This is a genomic window from Domibacillus robiginosus (genome assembly GCF_000966195.1).
Classification (GTDB): domain Bacteria; phylum Bacillota; class Bacilli; order Bacillales; family Domibacillaceae; genus Domibacillus; species Domibacillus robiginosus.
In genome coordinates, this window is the sequence record NZ_LAHL01000060.1 from 23,605 (window position 1) to 41,513 (window position 17,909).

Annotated in this window: 14 protein-coding genes; 11 read left to right on the plus strand and 3 right to left on the minus strand. The window is 39.5% G+C overall.

All coding sequences use genetic code 11. From position 1 onward, the window contains the following. The first annotated feature begins 330 nt into the window (after nt 1-330). The 11 genes from VP97_RS20815 (at nt 331) to VP97_RS20865 (ending at nt 14,521) form a co-directional block, all read left to right on the plus strand. Nucleotides 331-3,369 (plus strand): family 78 glycoside hydrolase catalytic domain, encoded by a 3,039-nt coding sequence (locus VP97_RS20815; RefSeq protein WP_050184084.1) that lies wholly within the window; start codon nt 331-333, stop codon nt 3,367-3,369. 438 nt (nt 3,370-3,807) lie between these two features. Beyond that, nucleotides 3,808-5,184, plus strand: a complete 1,377-nt coding sequence (locus VP97_RS20820) for a Na+/H+ antiporter NhaC family protein (RefSeq protein ID WP_050184085.1) — start codon at nt 3,808-3,810, stop codon at nt 5,182-5,184. Nucleotides 5,185-5,265: 81 nt separating this feature from the next. After that, nucleotides 5,266-5,640 carry a VOC family protein gene (locus VP97_RS20825; RefSeq protein ID WP_050184086.1) on the plus strand — a complete coding sequence of 125 codons (375 nt, stop codon included), beginning with the start codon at nt 5,266-5,268 and terminating at the stop codon, nt 5,638-5,640. Nucleotides 5,641-5,683: 43 nt separating this feature from the next. Continuing rightward, entirely contained in the window at nt 5,684-6,535 is an 852-nt protein-coding gene (locus tag VP97_RS20830) for a TIM barrel protein (RefSeq protein WP_050184087.1), read from the plus strand. 710 nt (nt 6,536-7,245) lie between these two features. Continuing rightward, a complete protein-coding gene (locus tag VP97_RS20835; RefSeq protein WP_050184088.1) occupies nt 7,246-8,589 on the plus strand; it encodes an aspartate aminotransferase family protein in 1,344 nt (447 codons plus the stop codon). 1,075 nt (nt 8,590-9,664) lie between these two features. Further along, the gene (locus tag VP97_RS20840) at nt 9,665-10,900 is read left to right on the plus strand and encodes an FAD-dependent monooxygenase (protein WP_050184089.1); all 1,236 of its coding nucleotides are present in this window, start codon (nt 9,665-9,667) and stop codon (nt 10,898-10,900) included. 37 nt (nt 10,901-10,937) lie between these two features. Beyond that, nucleotides 10,938-11,489: a hypothetical protein gene (locus VP97_RS20845; RefSeq protein ID WP_050184090.1), complete on the plus strand. Its 552-nt coding sequence runs from the start codon at nt 10,938-10,940 to the stop codon at nt 11,487-11,489. A 28-nt stretch (nt 11,490-11,517) separates the two neighbouring features. Further along, on the plus strand, nt 11,518-12,462 hold the full coding sequence (locus tag VP97_RS20850) for a fumarylacetoacetate hydrolase family protein (RefSeq protein ID WP_050184091.1): 945 nt from the start codon (nt 11,518-11,520) through the stop codon (nt 12,460-12,462). Next, complete coding sequence (locus VP97_RS20855; protein ID WP_050184092.1) at nt 12,462-12,953, plus strand: DinB family protein; 492 nt, start codon at nt 12,462-12,464, stop codon at nt 12,951-12,953. Before VP97_RS20850 ends, VP97_RS20855 begins: the two co-directional genes overlap by 1 nt. Before the next feature lie 19 nt (nt 12,954-12,972). Beyond that, nucleotides 12,973-14,085, plus strand: a complete 1,113-nt coding sequence (locus tag VP97_RS20860; protein ID WP_050184093.1) for a cupin domain-containing protein — start codon at nt 12,973-12,975, stop codon at nt 14,083-14,085. 16 nt (nt 14,086-14,101) lie between these two features. Then, nucleotides 14,102-14,521 carry an acyl-CoA thioesterase gene (locus VP97_RS20865; protein ID WP_050184094.1) on the plus strand — a complete coding sequence of 140 codons (420 nt, stop codon included), beginning with the start codon at nt 14,102-14,104 and terminating at the stop codon, nt 14,519-14,521. 227 nt (nt 14,522-14,748) lie between these two features. Here the strand turns inward: VP97_RS20865 and VP97_RS20870 are convergent, their stop codons facing one another. From VP97_RS20870 to VP97_RS20880, 3 genes are all read right to left on the minus strand, one after another. Then, nucleotides 14,749-16,029 (minus strand): phenylacetate--CoA ligase family protein, encoded by a 1,281-nt coding sequence (locus tag VP97_RS20870; RefSeq protein WP_050184095.1) that lies wholly within the window; start codon nt 16,027-16,029, stop codon nt 14,749-14,751. Nucleotides 16,030-16,145: 116 nt separating this feature from the next. Next, complete coding sequence (locus tag VP97_RS20875) at nt 16,146-16,916, minus strand: IclR family transcriptional regulator (RefSeq protein WP_050184096.1); 771 nt, start codon at nt 16,914-16,916, stop codon at nt 16,146-16,148. Next, nucleotides 16,916-17,692 (minus strand): IclR family transcriptional regulator, encoded by a 777-nt coding sequence (locus VP97_RS20880; RefSeq protein WP_050184097.1) that lies wholly within the window; start codon nt 17,690-17,692, stop codon nt 16,916-16,918. The genes VP97_RS20875 and VP97_RS20880 overlap by 1 nt, the downstream gene beginning before the upstream one ends. Nucleotides 17,693-17,909: the final 217 nt, after the last annotated feature.

Here is a 17,909-nt window from a genome sequence, read left to right on the forward strand (position 1 = left end):
AAAGGAATAGCAGCTAATGAAGGGGCTATATGAATGATCCTATTTGAATTAGTAATCCTAAATATAAGTGAAATTTAAACGGCAATAAAAATCCTGAAATTTCTCCCCCTTTTTCCGAAGATTATCCCCTTATGCAATAAATTCATTTTGATTAGTATTTATGAAAGCGCTTTAATGTCGAAAGGGAGTATACCAGGCAGAATGATAAAGGAGGTGAGATAGTTCAATGGTAAAGTGTCGAGCATTCACTACAGCAATTTTAAAATTAAAGCAAAAGACTACGTAAACAAGAGAGGTGTTTAAACTAATGAAAGCAAAGGGGGATTTTACTTGGCTAGTAAACGTAAGTTCATTTACTTTTTAATAACAATTTTATTTATAAACATTTTACTTCCTAGCTCCTCAAGTGCAAAAGCATCCATAAAATCTTCAATAACTAATTTAACTGTAGAATACATGCAGAATCCAATAGGTATAGATTCAGAAAAGCCGCGCTTCAGTTGGAATATGCAATCAAATATTCGCGGAGCCAAACAAACGGCCTACGAAATCTTTGTCGCAGACAGTGCCAAGAGCTTAAAAACAGGCAAATATATTTGGCGCAGTGGAAAGCAAGTATCAGAAAGTTCTGTTAGTGTAAAATATACGGGTACGGCCAATAAGCAGCTTAAGCCCAGCACCCGATACTATTGGAAAGTAAAAGTTTGGGATCAAAGTAATAAAGTTTTAGAATCAAGAGAAGCAGCTTATTTTGAAACAGGATTAATGAGTACAGATGGCAAAACAAACTGGGATGGTGCAAAGTGGATCACAGAGACACCGGACGACGCTGAACTGCCGAATGTTACATTAATGAGAACTGAAAGAAGTCTGAGTCATAAACCTGTTGAAAGTGCACAATTATACATGACTTCGCTGGGTGTTTACAATGCTTTCATCAATGGGCAAAAGGTTAAAAAAATCCAAACAGAAGGGGAGCCTGTTGACGAGATATTTAATCCAGGCTGGACAGATTATAAGTCTTATGTAAATTATCAAGCCTATGATGTAACCCCCTATATTTCCAGTAATTCAAAAATTAGCCTAGGTGTTATGCTTGGAAAGGGCTGGTTTGCCGGGCGAGTCGGAGCAGTTGGAGAGTATTCAAAAGTAGTAGGGAAAGAATTAGCGTTACTTGCTAAATTGGTTGTAACGTATAAAGATGGCAGCCAAACAGTTATTGTTACCGATGAAAAAAATTGGAAATCTAGTAACCGCAGTCCTGTATTAGCAAATGACTTTTATGATGGCGAGACTTATGATGCAAATATTGCCAAAGAAATAAACGGTTGGAATCGTGTTAACTATGATGACAGAAACTGGGATGACGTTTCCATTTTGAATTACAAAGGAAAAGTGAAAGCCAACAGAGGAGCAGCTGCCCGTATAGCAGAGGAATATAATTTATCTCCTATTAGCGGTTTTAAATACAGCCAAATTGAAAAATCTATAGCAGGCGGTGGGGATTCAACGTATGATTTTGGCCATGCAGTGACAAGTAACGTCAATGTAAAAAAAGATATTTCTTTAAAAGCTGGGGAAACTCTTATCCTTGATATGGGGCAGAATATGGCAGGGATTCCAAATATAAAAGCGGCCGGCGCTAAAGGAAGCACTATCACGATGAAATATGCTGAAATGCTAAACGACGGAAAGAAAAATCCAAATATTGAACAAGGGGGCAGCGATGGTCCAAAGGATACTCTCTATAGGAAAGCACTAACAACTGCTGCCCAAACAGATAAATATATTTTATCTGGAGACAGTGTAGAAGAATATCAGCCGTTCTTTACTTTTCATGGATATAGATATATGGAGATTACTGCAGACCAAGATATAATCATTAAATCTGTGACAGGTAAAGTGATTACGTCAGTGGGTAAGCAAACTGGTGATATTTCTACTTCTGATGCGGACGTAAACCAATTGTTTAACAATGTATTGTGGGGACAAAGAGGCAATTACCTGTCTATCCCTACTGATTCTCCTCAAAGAGCAGAGCGTGTTGGCTGGACAGGAGATGCTCAATTGTTTGCACAGACCGCTCTTTACAATTTTCAAGATGTTCCATTTTTGGAGAATTACAATGAAATTATTGATGCTCACAATCAAGAGCAGAATGGAAAGTATGGAAGCATTATGCCTGCAGGATTTGTAGGATTTTTCTCAACGACTGTTGCCTCAGGATGGAGCGATGTTGGTGTCATCATTCCTTGGGTACTATACCAGCAAACTGGGGATACAACCGTAATCGAAAAAAGCTTCCCGCAAATGGACAAGTATATGGATTATGTCGGAGCGAATGGATACGATACACAATGGTTCGGAGATTGGCTTGCGTTTCAGCCAACGTCTACTCAGTACTTAAATACTGTTTACCATGCCTATGATGCTCAGCTCATGAGCAAAATGGCAAAAGCAATCGGAAACGAGTCGATGGTAAAAAAATACGACGCACTTTTTGTGAGAATCAAAGCAGATTTCATAAAAAAATACCTTGATAAAGATGCAAACCTTTTAACAGCTACTGCTGACAATTTTGAAAAATCAAGACATGGATATCAAGGAGCGGATAACGCTCAAACGGGACTATTATGGGCATTAAAGCTTGGCTTATATGAAACAGAAAAGCAAAAAGAAACAATGATTAATAATCTTACTGCGAACATTAAAAATGAAAATCATTTGATTCGTAAAGACCAGCCGGAAAATACTTTAGCTGTTGGCTTTTTGGGTGTTAATGTTATACTGCCTGTTTTATCAGATGTAGGGGCTGATAAATTAGCGTATACATTGTTGTTGCAGGATGACATGCCATCTTGGTTGTACAGCGTAAAAAATGGTGCCACAACAATTTGGGAAAGATGGAACTCCTACTCTATCCAAGACAGCTTTGGGGATGCTTCTATGAATTCTTTCAACCATTACTCATATGGCGCAGTCGCGGAATGGATGTATAAATACATGGCCGGCATCTCAAATGATCCAAACTTACCGGGATTCCAGCATTTTGTATTGCAGCCAACAATAGATGCGGATAAACGTATAACATGGGTAGATGGATCGTATGATTCAGTATACGGAACGATTAAAAGTAAATGGAGAATGGATAAAAAAGAGTTTATTTATCAAGCGACAGTGCCGGCGAATACAACAGCTACTGTTTATATTCCAACTTCTGACGTCGATACAGTAACGGAAGGTGGAAACCCTATAACAAAGGTTAAGGGAGTAAAGTTCATAAAACATGAAGATGGAAAGGCGGTTTATGAGGTTCAGTCTGGTACTTACGATTTCAAATCTTCTATTAAACAGCCTGCCTCAAAGTAAGAGAATAGCGGGGTTTCTAGAATCCTGACACATGTTATTACTATATTAAATATCAAATAGTAACTAGCCTAGCTAATACTAATTTGTATACCAGGGTATTAGCTAGGCTGTTATTCGTTTTTTGTTCATTATGGTTTGTTGCTGTTCTTTATTGTAAGCTATTTATACATTGTTTCTCTGTTGACCCTAAATAGCAATAAACTGTTGTATGAGACAAGCTCCTCCTTCTGCCACATCTTTAATCGATATTACAATTTTAATCCGCGATTTCACCATTTCAATATCCTTCATCCTGATTTTCTTCGGACGACCATTGAAATAGCTCCATGCTTTTGCATCAATACAAGTCCGTCTTGCGACCGATCCCTTTTGAACAAAAAATTAGCGCCGCATTCCCCTTCAATATCTCCGATTTAGTGGGGGTTAGGTGCTAAGGTCTTGATTCTTCTTATCCTTCTATGTATTTTTTATGACATCGCCTGCCGCTTCTTACTTATCATTACTCAATTGATCCTCGTCTCGTTTCTACTCACTTATAATGAAAAATTACTTACTCAAGTGACAACAGAAGGAAATCTTTGGCTGATCCTTGTCTTGTTAACAATTGGAAGTATTGTAGCAGTACTAGATAAAAGTGGTTTATCAAAACAATTTGGATTGTGGGCTGGAAGTAAGGCGAAAAGTGGTAAAATGGGCCTTCTCATCAATTATTTTATGGGATATTTTTTATCTTTTGACCCTTATTTAAGCACTTCAACTGTAGCAACATGTATGGCCCCTGTTAACGATAAATATAAAACGCCTAGAGAAAAAACGGCATTGGTAACGATTTCAACAGCTGGTTCCTTGTCCCATCTATATCCAATTGGGACAGGTTCTATTTTTATAGGTGGATTATTGGTAACAAGCGGTTATGCTGCTGAAGGAAAAGGAATAAGTGCTTTTATGGATTTAATGCCTTTGCTGTTTTTTCCAATAGCGTTTCTTATCGTTGTATTTCTTAATATTGTAGGTGTTATCCCAAATATAGGCCAAATGAAAAAAGCTTATTCAAAAAACGATAATTTTTCAGAAGGAAATGACCAATCAAATGAACCTGAAAATTTGAATCCTTCAGTAACAGAAATGGACGCAGTCAAAGACGAACTGGCAGCTACAGTGGAAGCGAATGTATTAGATCAACCGAGTGGTAAAAAGTCGCCGCATCTGATCAATTTCTTTATCCCTATTCTAATTTTCATTGCTTCAACAATTTACTTTGAGTCCAATACCCAGTTAGGAGCCTTTGTCACAATACTAACATCTGGTGTTATTTTTGTAGTGCAAGGCATTTTTACAGCTGAAAAATATATTAGTACTGTACTAGATGGCATGAAAGATATGGTTGAGCTTGCAGTTATTATGGCGGCGGCTTTTGTACTTGCTAATTCTATTACAGATATTGGATTTACTTCTTATATTGTTGGGGTTGTATCAACTCTTGTTATTCCTAAACTTCTTCCGTTTATTATCTTCTTAGTTTTTTCTGCTACTGAATTTTTAGTTACATTAAACTGGAGCTTGTACATTATGGCTATTCCTGTATTAATAGAACTCTCAAATTCTGTAGGTGCTAATACTTCTTTAACAATTGCTGCTCTCGTGTCAGCAGGATTATGGGGAGCAACTACATGTATCACATCAGATATTGGTTTTCTTACGGCTTATTCTACGAAGACAACTGCTTACCAACATTTCCGTACAAAATTACCTTATAGCATTTTTGCTTTTGTTCTAGCCGCTATTGGTTATCTTGTATGTGGTTTATTCTTGTGATTAATTATTTAAGTTAAATTCCAATTATCTTTTTCAGAATATTGATAATTATTAGCGAATTAAAGATAGAGGATTTTTTTTATGGATCAAACTTTATTTACTGGAATTCCAGGTGTTTTTGTACCTGTTAAAAACTTAGATCAATCAGCTGATTGGTACCGTAATGTATTAGGGCTAGAGGAGTTTAAAAGGGGTGACATAACAATAGAGTTCAAGGTAAGTAATGGAGACCCGGTTTTAGTACTTTTTCAAACTGACCAAGCCCCAGCAGTCTTTCCAAAGAATCTTCATATAAATGGAAATTTCTTTATATTCAAGACGCCTGATGCCGATGCGGCACATAAATTACTAAAAAAATATGAAGTTTCTGTGTCGGATATTCTACTTTATGAAGGAATACAAAAATACTTTTTCTTTGAAGATCCAGATGGAAATCGATTATGCGTTGAAGAATAGTTTGTATTAGAGATTATGGAAAATTAAGTGAAAGGAGAAGAGAATGGGCAAAATACAAATGAAACAAATTGCAGGTATGAATCTTCATTACTTAAATTTTCCCTTTGAATATTTTTTAGATTCAATGAGGAGTTTAGAAATTCAAAACATAGAACTATGGGGAGGATCACCTCACTTATTTAGTGAAGACATTACATTCAAAGAAGTCGGGCAAATTCGAAACTCAATAGAACAAAGGAATTTAAAAGTTGTTTGTTATACTCCTGAACAATGTATGTATCCATACAATTTAGCAGCTAAAGAGCCTATTATTTGGAGAAGAAGCCTTAGCTACTTTATGAAAAATATTGAAATTGCTACTGCATTAGGAACAAATCGAATGCTAATTACATCAGGTAAAGGCTATTACAATGAACCATTTGAAGAAGCTTGGAAAAGATCAAAAGAATCGCTTAGTATTTTGGCTGAGAAAGCTGAACAATCGGGAGTATGCTTATTATTAGAGCCTCTCCAGCCTTTTGAGTCTAATCTTGTGACAAATGTAAACCAGGTAAAACAAATGCTTTTAGGGATTAACTCACCATTTCTAAAGGGAAATGTTGACACAGTGGCAATGGCGGTTGCTGGAAATACACTTGAGGATTATTTTAATGTACTAGGGAGCGACTTGATTCATATCCACCTTATTGATGGGAATTCTTCTGGCCACTTAGCATGGGGAGATGGATCATTACCGCTTTCACATTATATAGAGGCGATGGAGTATTTTGACTATGAGGGTTACCTAACTTTAGAGATAGTTAATCCACGCTACTATTTCGAGCCAGAAGAGGCTTTAAAAAAGTCATTAGTTGAAATTAACAAAATTATCCTTTTAAATAACAAAATAAGATAACGAAGATACCAGCAGAATCATTGAGGAATATTTTTGAGGCAAAAGGTGTAAGACAGATTAGAATTTTATAGATAAATAACTACAACAAGTTATCCTGAAAAATCAAAGATATGTCTGAAAGGGAGTGGGATTTCCACTCCTTTTTTAATTCTTTAGAAGATCTGTCCATACTTACTTAGATAAACAAAAGGATTAGTAGGTACAGATATACCTGAACAACAATTATTGCTTAGGTACACTTTCATTGGAATTTAGAGGTGAAAATATTTTCTAATAAGTGTTTGTGGACTTTTGTAAATATTTTAATAAATTGGTAAAAATAAGTATTAAATAAAAAAGTGTTCCGATTTTTACAATAAAATAAGAGCAAATTCAATTATTGTTATTGTACATGTTTAATTTAATTATGCCCTCCAACACTAGAGGGTATAAGGTGAAAAAACGATTGGAACATTTGATGTGGAATAATGTTGATCAATGGGAGAAAGGACGTATATGCATGTCAATTTGAATATAACAGAAATCTTGTTTACAAGTAGAGAAGATATCGAAGAAGCATACGAGTGTGCTCTTAAGGAAGAAAAAGCGAAGAGAAAAATCATTCTATGGGTAAGTTTTAAATAATTAGGATGATTCTTTAATGAAGCTAGATAAAATAAAGGGCGAAAATTTCGCCATCCATTAATATTAATTAAAGGGGAAAGTGTTTTATGAAAATAACTTTAGAAAGTAGTATGGCAGGTTTTTTGAAAAAATTTGAAAAGTCCAAGGAATTAGCGGAAAAATGCAAAGGTAATATCCCTGGAGGTTTTAGTAGAAAAACTTTCAATTATGGTCCTCATGGAATTTTTGTTGAGCGTGGTGAAGGGCAATATATTTATACAGTCGATGGACATAAGCTGCTTGATATGAATAATAATTTTACAGTAAATATTCTTGGACATAATCATCCAAGTATTTCAAAAGCTATTATGGAGACTATTCCAAAAGGGTTCTCCTTTGGAAATCCTACGGAATATGAGAGTAAACTAGCAGGAATTCTTATCGATCGCCTGGAATCAGTAGAAAAAGTAAAATTTTCATGTTCGGCTAGTGAATCCTGTCTTAGCGCAATTAGGATTGCAAGGGGATATACCGGAAAGACTAAAATAGCCAAATTTGAAGGCGGTTATCATGGTTTTATAGATGATCTTGCTATATCAGCGCACCCTAGCCCAGACATGGATCCAGGTCCAGATCATAACCCAAAACCTCTTCCTGACTCTGGTGGAATTCCTTCTTTCGTTACAGAAAGCACTATATTATTAAAGCAAAATGATATTGCTGTTTGTGAAAAGATTTTAAGGGAAAATGCTGATGATATCGCATGTGTTATTATGGAATTACAATCTGGTGCTGGTGGAATTGTAGTTCTGGAGCAGGGCTTTGTTGAAGACATTCGTAAGCTCACAGAAGAACTTGGTATTGTCCTGATTTTTGATGAAACAATCACTCTTCGTGCTGGCTATAATGGATTGCAGGGCATATATGGAGTAAAACCGGATTTAACTATAATGGGCAAGATGATTGGGGGAGGTATTCCTATTGGTGCAGTAGGGGGGTCATCCAAGATTTTTGAGGTGCTTGAAACTGACCAGGTTATGATTTCAGGTACACATCACGGTCATCCTCTTGCAGCAGCAGCAGGAATAGCCTGTATGGAAACAATGAATGAGGCTGCCATAAATAAATTGAATAATCAGGCTGAAAGAATAAAACAAGAAATCAATGAATGGGCCAACATTAAAAACTACCCATTTATGATTTATGGTAAAGGGTTCTCTTTCCTTGCTTATACATTTACTGACAAAGTTGGAAGGGAAATAAAAACGCACAGAGACTTCTGGAATTATACAGATAATAATAAAACAAATATATATTCCTTAGAAATAGCTACACGAGGGTTTTTTCCGGTCTACAGAGGACAGTTTTCTCTTTCATTGCCAATGACTGATGAAGATATTACGGCTTTCATAGAAACAACAAAGGATATTGTCAAAGGTATAATGGAATAACTTTTGAGAAATCTAAGGTGCATAATTTTTCCTTTAAGATGGATGGCTCTCTTTTAAAGCCCTTCGCTTATTTTCTTAATATCAAAGGATGATGTGCGTTACTAGTACGGCAAAGGTGTAAAAGAGTAGAGTTCCGATTAATTATGTCATTAAAGTATCGGTAATTGGAGAGATACTGTCCATCTTAATTATTGGACCAACCTATGCACCATTTTGAATTTTGATAGAGTTAGTAAAAATAGACCTGGACGACAACTTCAAAGATATATATTGTGCTGGACTCGTCATGATTTGCAGCTGTTTTAACAGGGTCTATAGCACTTTTAGTTTTTATACGGAAAACTTATTCTAATAATGCTTTAGAAATTGAAACCTCTGCCTAAAAGGCAGAGGTTTCAAACTTTAGGTATAAATTAAGTTAATGAAAGTGAATTGAATCTAGTGAAGTTGGAATGAAGTTTAACTATGGAATTAATTAGAGAAACTGAAACGGCTCTACTTTAGCAGTAGCTTAACGGATGGGACAAGTCAGAAGGAGAAAACAGGTGATAAAGCAAAGCCGTGTATCAGATATGTATTTAATAACGTTCTAATGAAAGTGACCGTGGTTATAGGGACGGAGGAAATGAGTGAACACTCTAGATAACTTTATTTAAGAAAAGACTAACTTTAGAAATAAAGAGATTAAAAATCTGATCCAATTTTTAACGTTAGTGTCACTTAATTTATTAACCGGGCAGTAGGAATAGCAGCCACTTGGTATGGTTTTCTTTGTGAATTTTAGGATAAATCAAGTAGTCTTGGGCAAAATTCGGGTTTCCTTCAGATAAAGTATCCAGTTGAAGAGCCAGTTTTTGAATAACCGCAGAGCTGATGGAGATCAGGGGGTGACAACGGTTTGGAAAGCAAGGTAACAAAAGAGAACCAGCAAAATTTATTTGCTGGTTCTTTTTTGTTACTGAGAAATTTTAAAAAGAAAATGATTTATCCCGTATAGCGGAACAATGAGTTTTCGAACAATAATGGAAGCGCTTTATAATGATTGTAATAACTATCAAAGTGATGAAAGGAAGAGATGACAATGGTAACTGTACGCGAATGTGACGTAATCGTTGTAGGTGCAGGTCCAGTTGGACTGACAGCGGGCTTGGCTTTGCAGAAAAAAGGAATTTCCTGCGTAGTGATGGAGGCAGATCCGAAAGGGAGACCGCGTCCGGGAAGCCGGGCTATTTACCTGCACAGTGCAACATTAAAGCTGCTGGAAGAAACGTCAAAAGGGCTGGGTTTCGAACTAGCGAAAAACGGTATTATCTGGCCGGTGAAACGGACGCTTTATAAAGGAAAAGAAGTGTATGTGAAAAATTACGGCATTACGAATAATCAGGATCCAAACAAGCTGCCTCATTTTACGGCGCTTCACCAGGATCACATCGAAACGCATATTTATAATGCGTGCATCAAAGCAGGGGTTGAATTTGTATGGGACTCACCGGTGAGAACACTTGATATCCAGGACAGCGGTGTGACATTAACAACGGAAAAAGGCGAGACATGGAAAGCTCAATACATTATTGGTGCAGATGGTGCCCGGTCTGTTGTCCGTGAGCAGGCAGGCCTTAAATTTGAGGGACCGCGCACGAATGATACGTTCCTTGTTGTTGATGTAAAAGAAGATGAAGAAAACCCGCTGCCGCTTGAGCGTGTTTTCCATTACCATCACCCGGCAATGGGCCGCAGAAATGTGATGCACGTTCCGTTTAAAGGGGGCTGGCGGGTGGATCTTCAGCTTTTAGAAGACGATGACGTGGAGGAGTTTACCGATATTGAAGGAGTAAAAAAATGGCTGCCGAAAGTAATGGACCCGAAATATGCGGAGCGGATCACATGGGTTTCTTCTTACCGGTTTCATCAAGTGGTCGCCAATTCGTTTACCGATGAGAAGCATCGTGTTTTGTTAGCCGGCGAAGCGGCTCATTTATTTGCCCCATTTGGTGCACGCGGCTTGAATTCAGGGGTTCCAGATGCGCTTATCGCTGTACGTGGAATTGAAGCGGCACTGAAAGCTGAGACAGAAGAAAAACGTCGTGAAGGGGTTGCGGCAGCAGCAACTGAACGGAGAATTGCCGCGCAGTGGAACAGAGCCGGCTCAACAACAGCATTGCATCATTTGCAGGGGGATGAGCCCGAAATCGATATGAAACGGGCCGTTGCCGCTTCATTAGCATCGATCGTGCCACGGCTGGGAAGATGGCTTGACGAAGGGCCATATGGGCCGAAATTTGGTCCTCCTGAACTGACAACAAAATACTAATGAAGTTAATAGAAAGATTGGAAAGGAGTAAAAAGAAATGGCTGTCATGATTAGTGAAGAAAATCAAAGCACCGAGGCTCAATTAGTGAATGAAATGATAGAACGGCTGACATCGATTGACTGGTACAGCCAGGCAGGAAAGCAATGTGCTGGATCAGCTGAAAAAGCGGTTCAGTTTATCGAGTCAATTGGTGTATCTCATTACGAAGTCAGAACTGTGTCAAAAGAAGAAATCCCAAACATTATTCAAAAGCTCACCTTTAACGGCAGTGAATTGTGGTCCGTTTTAAAAGAAGAGCCGGATCGTTTAAAAGAAAAATTAGCAGTGTCCGGCAAAGAGGAACTTCTTCAAAAAGTGGTTGATGTTGTGCCGGAAGCTGTATTTCATCCAGCATTTACAGGCGCACATCAAGCATTTCGGGATTCGAAAACGGTTCAATTTCTTATTGGCCATGCGATGTATATCAGCGTCATGTCATGTACGGCTGTACTCGCAGGGGAAAAAGAGCTGTTTGAGCCGATTTTAAACATTATGGAAGCTGGTCACATTCCGCTTGGGCCTGAAGGAAATATTTTTTACATCGCTTAATTTCATTAAAGAATAGGAGTGTTTATAGATGAAGCTAGTCACATTTACACACAACGGTATTACCCGCATTGCTGCACAGGAAGGTGAAAGAATCATTGATTTGCATGCTGCTTTTAAAGCAAAGCTGGAATCAGAAGGGAAAATCCGTGCTAGTCACATTGCCGAAGCGTACGTCCCGGCAGATATGAATGGCTTTTTGCAGGGCGGCAATGAAAGCATGAAGTATGCCAAGGAAGCGATTGAGTTTGCTTTAGAGAATCCTAAACAAGCAGTGCCACTTATTTTCAACAAGTCAGATGTGAAAATAGGTGCTCCTGTGACGAATCCAGGAAAAATGATCTGCGTCGGCCACAACTATCGCGAGCATATTTTGGAAATGAAGCGGGAGCTGCCTTCGCATCCAGTGGTTTTTGCCAAGTTTGCCAATACGATTGTCGGTCCGGAAGACAACATTCCATTCCACCCGATTTCAGAACAGCTTGATTATGAAGCGGAGTTCGCTTTTGTGATCGGAAAGCGGGCACGGAATGTATCGCAGGAAGAGGCACTGGACTATGTTGCCGGCTATACGATTGTCAATGATGTGACATACCGCGATATTCAGCGCCGAACCATCCAGTGGCTTCAGGGAAAAACAGTGGATGGCAGTGCGCCTATGGGTCCGTGGCTGATCACGTCAGATGAATTAACAAATCCGTCTGGCCTGGAGATCTCCCTGACTGTTAATGGCGAAGAAAGACAGCGCTCCAATACGGCGAACCTTGTATTTTCCGTTCAGCGACTTGTCGAGTTTTTGTCGGAGCTGATGACACTAGAGCCGGGTGATGTGATATTAACAGGAACACCAGGCGGTGTCGGTGTAGCGATGGAGCCGCAGCAGTTCCTGAAAGAGGGCGATGTGGTCCGTATTGAAGTCGATCGGGTTGGTGTTTTGGAAAACAAGGTGAAAAGTACTTCGGAGGTGACGGTATAATGGCAGAACTCATCCAGCAGGAAGCTGTTCGTTCTGTTTACGATTCTATTGAAAGCATCATCAGCCAGGTAGAAAAGCTACCGGAAGAAACTGTGTACTGGAAACCTTCTGAGGATGAATGGTCCATCATGCAGATTATCACCCACTTGGCGGAAGCCATTCCATACTGGGCAGGCGAAATTAACCGTATTAAAGAGCAGCCGACAGAAGCATGGGGCCGCGGATTAATGGATGAAACACGTCTCCAAACCGTTTCAGATGAAAACATTAGCGGCTTAACGATTGATAAGGTTTTGTCAGACTTAAACAAGGTCCCTTCGCTTGTGGAGGAAACAATCGGTGCTTTAACAGCGGAAGAGCTGACGATTACAGCACCGAGCCGAAATCCGAAGTTTGACGGAAAGCCCATCGCGTTTATTGTCGACCACTTGATTGTCGAGCATACAGCTAAGCACTTTGGACAAATTCAGCGCAACCTATCCAAACGATAAAACGGAAGGGGAATTTAGCATGGCAGAAAAATTAGCCTTTTTTGAAAGTGAAATCGTACAGGAATTTAACCGGGATATCGAGCAGTATCATCTCGGTCCACTTTGGAATGCAATTCCGGACTTGATGAAACATACGCCGGAACCGCATGCACAGGCGTATTTATGGAAATATGATCTGCTTCATAAAAAATTAATGGAAGCCACACAAATTTTCACGCCGGACCGTGGGGGTGAACGCCGCGCGATTTACCTTCAAAATCCAGGGCTGAACTACCGGAAGCCGTGGGGCTGGGCGTCCACAACGCAAACATTGTACGCGGCTGTTCAGCTCATCTTGCCGGGTGAAGAAGCGCCGTCCCACCGTCACGTACAGAACGCCCTTCGCTTTGTGATGGAAGGAGAAGGGGCGTATTCAATTGTAGACGGACAGCGGATGTTTATGGAAAGAGGAGACTTTCTGACGACACCAAACGGGCTTTGGCACGGACATGGGCATACAGGGGACAAGCCGATGATCTGGATGGACTGCCTGGACATTCCTACAGTCTACTATTTAGGCGGTACCTTTTTTGAACCGTATCCAGACCGGCTGGAGAAGCCTTCTTTGCCGGATAATTTCTCAGCTCAGCATTATGAAGGTGGCATGATGCGTCCGATTGGGGACCGCTATGCAAAAAAAGCACCTGTTGGATCATACAAATGGGCAAAGACTGAAGCAGCATTGGTTGGATTGAGCCGATTTGATCCGGATCCGTACGATGGCTATGCAGTGGAATTTATCAATCCATCGAATGGCGAGACAGCCTGCCCGACTATTGCGGCCTGGATGCAGAAACTGCCAAAAGGGTTCCATTCTAAAGCACATCGCCATACACATGCTTCAATCTACCATGTGCATGAAGGATCAGGGTATACGATCATTAACGGCGTGCGGTTTGATTGGGAAAAAGGTGACTATTTTGTTGTGCCGAACTGGGCTTGGCATGAGCATGTGGCTGAGCAGGACAGCTACCTTTTCCAGACGAACGACCTGCCAATCCTGGAACGTTTCGGCCTGGAGCGGAAGCAGCAGCTGGAAGCCAATAACGGGTATCAGGAAGTCCAAAGTGAATTTAAACCGGTGATAGTCTAATCCCAAGGAGGCTCCGATGGAAAACATTTATTCAATTAAAGTGGTGTTTGGAGATACGGATGCAGCAGGAATTGTGTTTTATCCAAACTACTATCGGTGGATGGATCAGGCGACTCATGAGCTGATCGGAAAAGCGGTAATGCCCGTTTCCCGGCTGCAAAGCGAGGAAAATATTGTGTTGCCGCTTTTGGAAGCATCCTGTCAGTTCAGGCAGCCATTGCATTTTGAAGACAAAGTAGAAGTGCATTCAGAAGTCATAGAACTAAAAAGCAAAGTCCTTAAAATAAAGCACGCCTTTAAAAAAGAAGGTCAACTGATAGCTGAGGGCTATGAGACACGGGCATGGGCTTCTCTTACAAATGGATCGATTGCAGCAGTTAATATTCCAAATGCCGTAAGGAATGTGCTCGAGAACCAACAAAAAGAAATTGTATAATTATAGAAACGTCTCAAGGATTTATCCTTGAGACGTTTTAGGCTGTCGATAAAGTCGACAGCCCTTTTTAATGTAAATTAGAATCTAAAATTTGTATCACTTTAAGGTCAGCTAAATTAAAAAGGTAAAAACCTTATTTTATCAAGAGTCCTTTTGGGAAATGGGGAATTTCTACACTTTGAAACGTCTCAGCGATGTATTTCTGAGACGTTTCTTTAGGAAGGGTATTACCTTTTATTACGCTGGTCCATAACCCGCTTTGCTTTCATAGAAAAGCGTGGCAGACTTTCATAAGGGACCCTTTCTACATCGATGCGAAGACCAACCCGCTCGCGTAATCTGTCTATTAATGTTTTGATCGCGCTTTCATTTTCAACTTCGACCTGTAATTTTACTTGGTCCATGTTATCCAAGGTATAAAAAACAATACGAAACTCTTTGACTTCAGGAAACTCACGGACAATCGATTCAATAGATGAGGGATAAATATTAATGCCGCGAATTACAGCCATATCATCTGCGCGTCCAATTATACCTCCAGGCAAAAATGTAAAAGGGTTTCCACACTTGCACAATCCAGGCTGATTTAGAACAATATCACCTGTCCGGTAGCGAATTAAAGGATAGCCGTACCGGCCTAGATTCGTCAGCACAAGTTCTCCTTTTTCTCCTTCTTGGGCCGGTGCAAGTGTATCGGGATTAATGATCTCAGAAATAAATTGCATGTCATTAATATGGATACCTTGTTGCTCACTACAGGAATATCCGTAAGCGCCAATCTCAGTCATGCCGACATGATCATAAAGTGAAGCACCCCAGCTCGACTCAATTTGGCTACGGATCGAAGGAACTGAACCACCAGGTTCACCAGCTGTAATAATTTTGGAGACGGAGGTATTCTTCAGATCAATACCCATGGCTTCTGCCACTTCAATGAGATGCAGTGCATAACTTGGTGTACAAAGAAGAACGGTAGCCTCATTTTCCAGTATACTTGTCAGCCGTTCTTTTGAAGTCTGGCTTCCTCCTGTAATTACTAACGCGCCAATTTGTTTTCCTGCTTCAAAGGCTCCCCAAAAACCAATAAACGGGCCAAATGAAAAAGCAAGGAAAATACGATCATTGTTGCTGATGCCGCTTGAGCGGTATACTTCTTTCCAGCATGTTTCCCACCAACCCCAGCTTTCCTGTGTATCTAATACTTTGAGCGGGCGTCCTGAAGTTCCTGATGTCTGATGATAGCGAATATAGTTTTGTAGTGGATAAGAATGGTTTTTCCCATGCGGAGGAAAGCTCTTTTGGTCCTCAACAAGTTCTTTTTTCGTAGTAAAAGGCAGCCGGGATAGTTCTTCTTTTGAACGAAGCGGCAAATGAATATTCGACAGCTTGCTTTGGTAAAATTCATTGTATTGCGCGACAAATACAAGCATTTGATTCAGGTTCTGCAATTGATAGTCAGCGAGAGGTGTTTCCATTCCCTGAACCTTATAAAGTGTTTCTAAACCCATTATTCAATCCCCTTTCATTTTTAACTTACTTGTAATCTTATACATTTGTAAGCGCTTCGAAAAAGAAGTTGTTCCGCTATATGGGATTTTACTGATTTATAGGAAAAAAATATTTATCAACCGAGATAGCCAAGTTCGGCTGATATTTCTTCGGCCGCCTTTTTCATGCTGTCCACTATAAATTGTTGCCGTTCACCGGTTAGCCGGTTTGTTGGCCCTATAGCCGAAAGAGAAGAAATTACTGCTCCAGTCCAATTTCTTATAGGAACCGAGATGCCTGTATATGTTTCATAGTAGGAGTCAGACAGTATGCAATGACCGTCTTCTTTTATATCTTTCATCATCACAAGCAATGTTTCCTTATCTGTTTCGGTGTGAGATGTATAAGCATATAAGTCTCCATTCAGAGCATATTTAATAACTTTTTCTTCTTGAAATGCGAGGATACATAACCCCTCGCTTGTACAAAAAAGAGGGCTTTGTCTGCCGATTTGCGTCAGAAGCCGATCTTGCTGAAGAACCTCTGTTCGAAACAAATAAACAACATAACGATCTTCCATTAGACAAATGTGGACGGTTTCTTCTATTTCTTTAGATAGCCGCCGGACAGGCGAAAGAGAAGCTTGATATAAATCACGATGGCTGAAAATTACTCCCCCGATTGACAAAAAAGCTAATCCAAGCCGGTACTTCTTAGATCGGGGGTTTTTAGAAAGAAATCCTTCTTTTGTCAGACTCGTAATAAGCCGGTGAGCGCTGCTTGTTGGCAAATTCATCTGTTGGGAAATTTCAGCAACGCTGAGTTCCATTTGCTTTGGACTGAATAAACGCAAAATTTTCATAGCATTGGTAACGGAGGATAATGAACTAGATTTTTCTGTGGTCATTATTTTAACGCTCTCTTTCTTCGCGACACTATATTAGACAATTGGCCGGCCGCTTCTTTTACAGCTGATATGTATTTTTTTTGTATAACTGAAGAAGCTGCTCTTTTGGGTGTAGAGGTCACATTTAAGGAAGCAAACACATCTCCTTTTTCGTTATAAACAGGTGCTGCGATGCCCACTGTATTGTCACGATATTCCTCTACACAAAATGAGTAGCCGTTTTTTCTCACATATTCGAGCCTTTCGGAAAATAAAGTAGGTGATAAAATCGTTTTTGATGTATAAGGTCTCAGCGTATGTGATGCTTCTTCTGCTAATTGCTGGTGAAAAGCAAGGATAGCCTGTCCAGAACTTGTGCAAAAGGCTGGATGGCGTTTTCCTAAGTGAATGGCATCTTCAACTTCATAGACACCGTTTATTGTCTGCAAATAAAAAATATCTGACCCCTCCAAAATAGAAAGGTGAGCACTTTCGCCAGTGAATTCTGTTAGTTTATTTAAAATTGGAAGAGCCTCATGGGTAATAGGAATTTGAGATTGAACAAGGGTTGTTAAAGATAAAGCAGTTGATCCAAGACTGTATAACTTCGAATAATGGTCCTTTATAACAAAGCCCACTTCGGATAATGATAGTAAAAGGCGATGAGCTGTACTTTTTGCGATTCCTAATTCTTTAGCAATGTCTGTTGTACTCCATTCTGGATGGTCGATAGAAAAAATTCGTAAAATGGTAAGAGCATTTTCCAAGGAAGTTCTTTTTTTAAGGGCATCTTTCATAACAGTCAACTCACTTTTTTGTTTTTATGCAAATTAATAGGCTGTATTGTAACTATTCTCTAAGTTAGCAACTCTAGCTGAATGAAATAGCTTGTCCTGTTGGGTGAGCTTTGCAGTGTTTCTCTGGCTTTTGGATAGTCTATCTACTATGTTACCTAACATTTAATCCAACTCTTTCATTAATCAAGTTAAACCGGCAAAAGACTTGATTTTGTCT

Coding starts and splice junctions, on each gene's coding strand:
- VP97_RS20825 (WP_050184086.1), top strand. CDS start 5,266: ATGGATCAAACTTTATTTACTGGAATTCCAGGTGTTTTTGTACCTGTT.
- VP97_RS20830 (WP_050184087.1), top strand. CDS start 5,684: ATGGGCAAAATACAAATGAAACAAATTGCAGGTATGAATCTTCATTAC.
- VP97_RS20835 (WP_050184088.1), top strand. CDS start 7,246: ATGAAAATAACTTTAGAAAGTAGTATGGCAGGTTTTTTGAAAAAATTT.
- VP97_RS20840 (WP_050184089.1), top strand. CDS start 9,665: ATGACAATGGTAACTGTACGCGAATGTGACGTAATCGTTGTAGGTGCA.
- VP97_RS20845 (WP_050184090.1), top strand. CDS start 10,938: ATGGCTGTCATGATTAGTGAAGAAAATCAAAGCACCGAGGCTCAATTA.
- VP97_RS20850 (WP_050184091.1), top strand. CDS start 11,518: ATGAAGCTAGTCACATTTACACACAACGGTATTACCCGCATTGCTGCA.
- VP97_RS20855 (WP_050184092.1), top strand. CDS start 12,462: ATGGCAGAACTCATCCAGCAGGAAGCTGTTCGTTCTGTTTACGATTCT.
- VP97_RS20860 (WP_050184093.1), top strand. CDS start 12,973: ATGGCAGAAAAATTAGCCTTTTTTGAAAGTGAAATCGTACAGGAATTT.
- VP97_RS20865 (WP_050184094.1), top strand. CDS start 14,102: ATGGAAAACATTTATTCAATTAAAGTGGTGTTTGGAGATACGGATGCA.
- VP97_RS20870 (WP_050184095.1), bottom strand. CDS start 16,029: ATGGGTTTAGAAACACTTTATAAGGTTCAGGGAATGGAAACACCTCTC.
- VP97_RS20875 (WP_050184096.1), bottom strand. CDS start 16,916: ATGACCACAGAAAAATCTAGTTCATTATCCTCCGTTACCAATGCTATG.
- VP97_RS20880 (WP_050184097.1), bottom strand. CDS start 17,692: ATGAAAGATGCCCTTAAAAAAAGAACTTCCTTGGAAAATGCTCTTACC.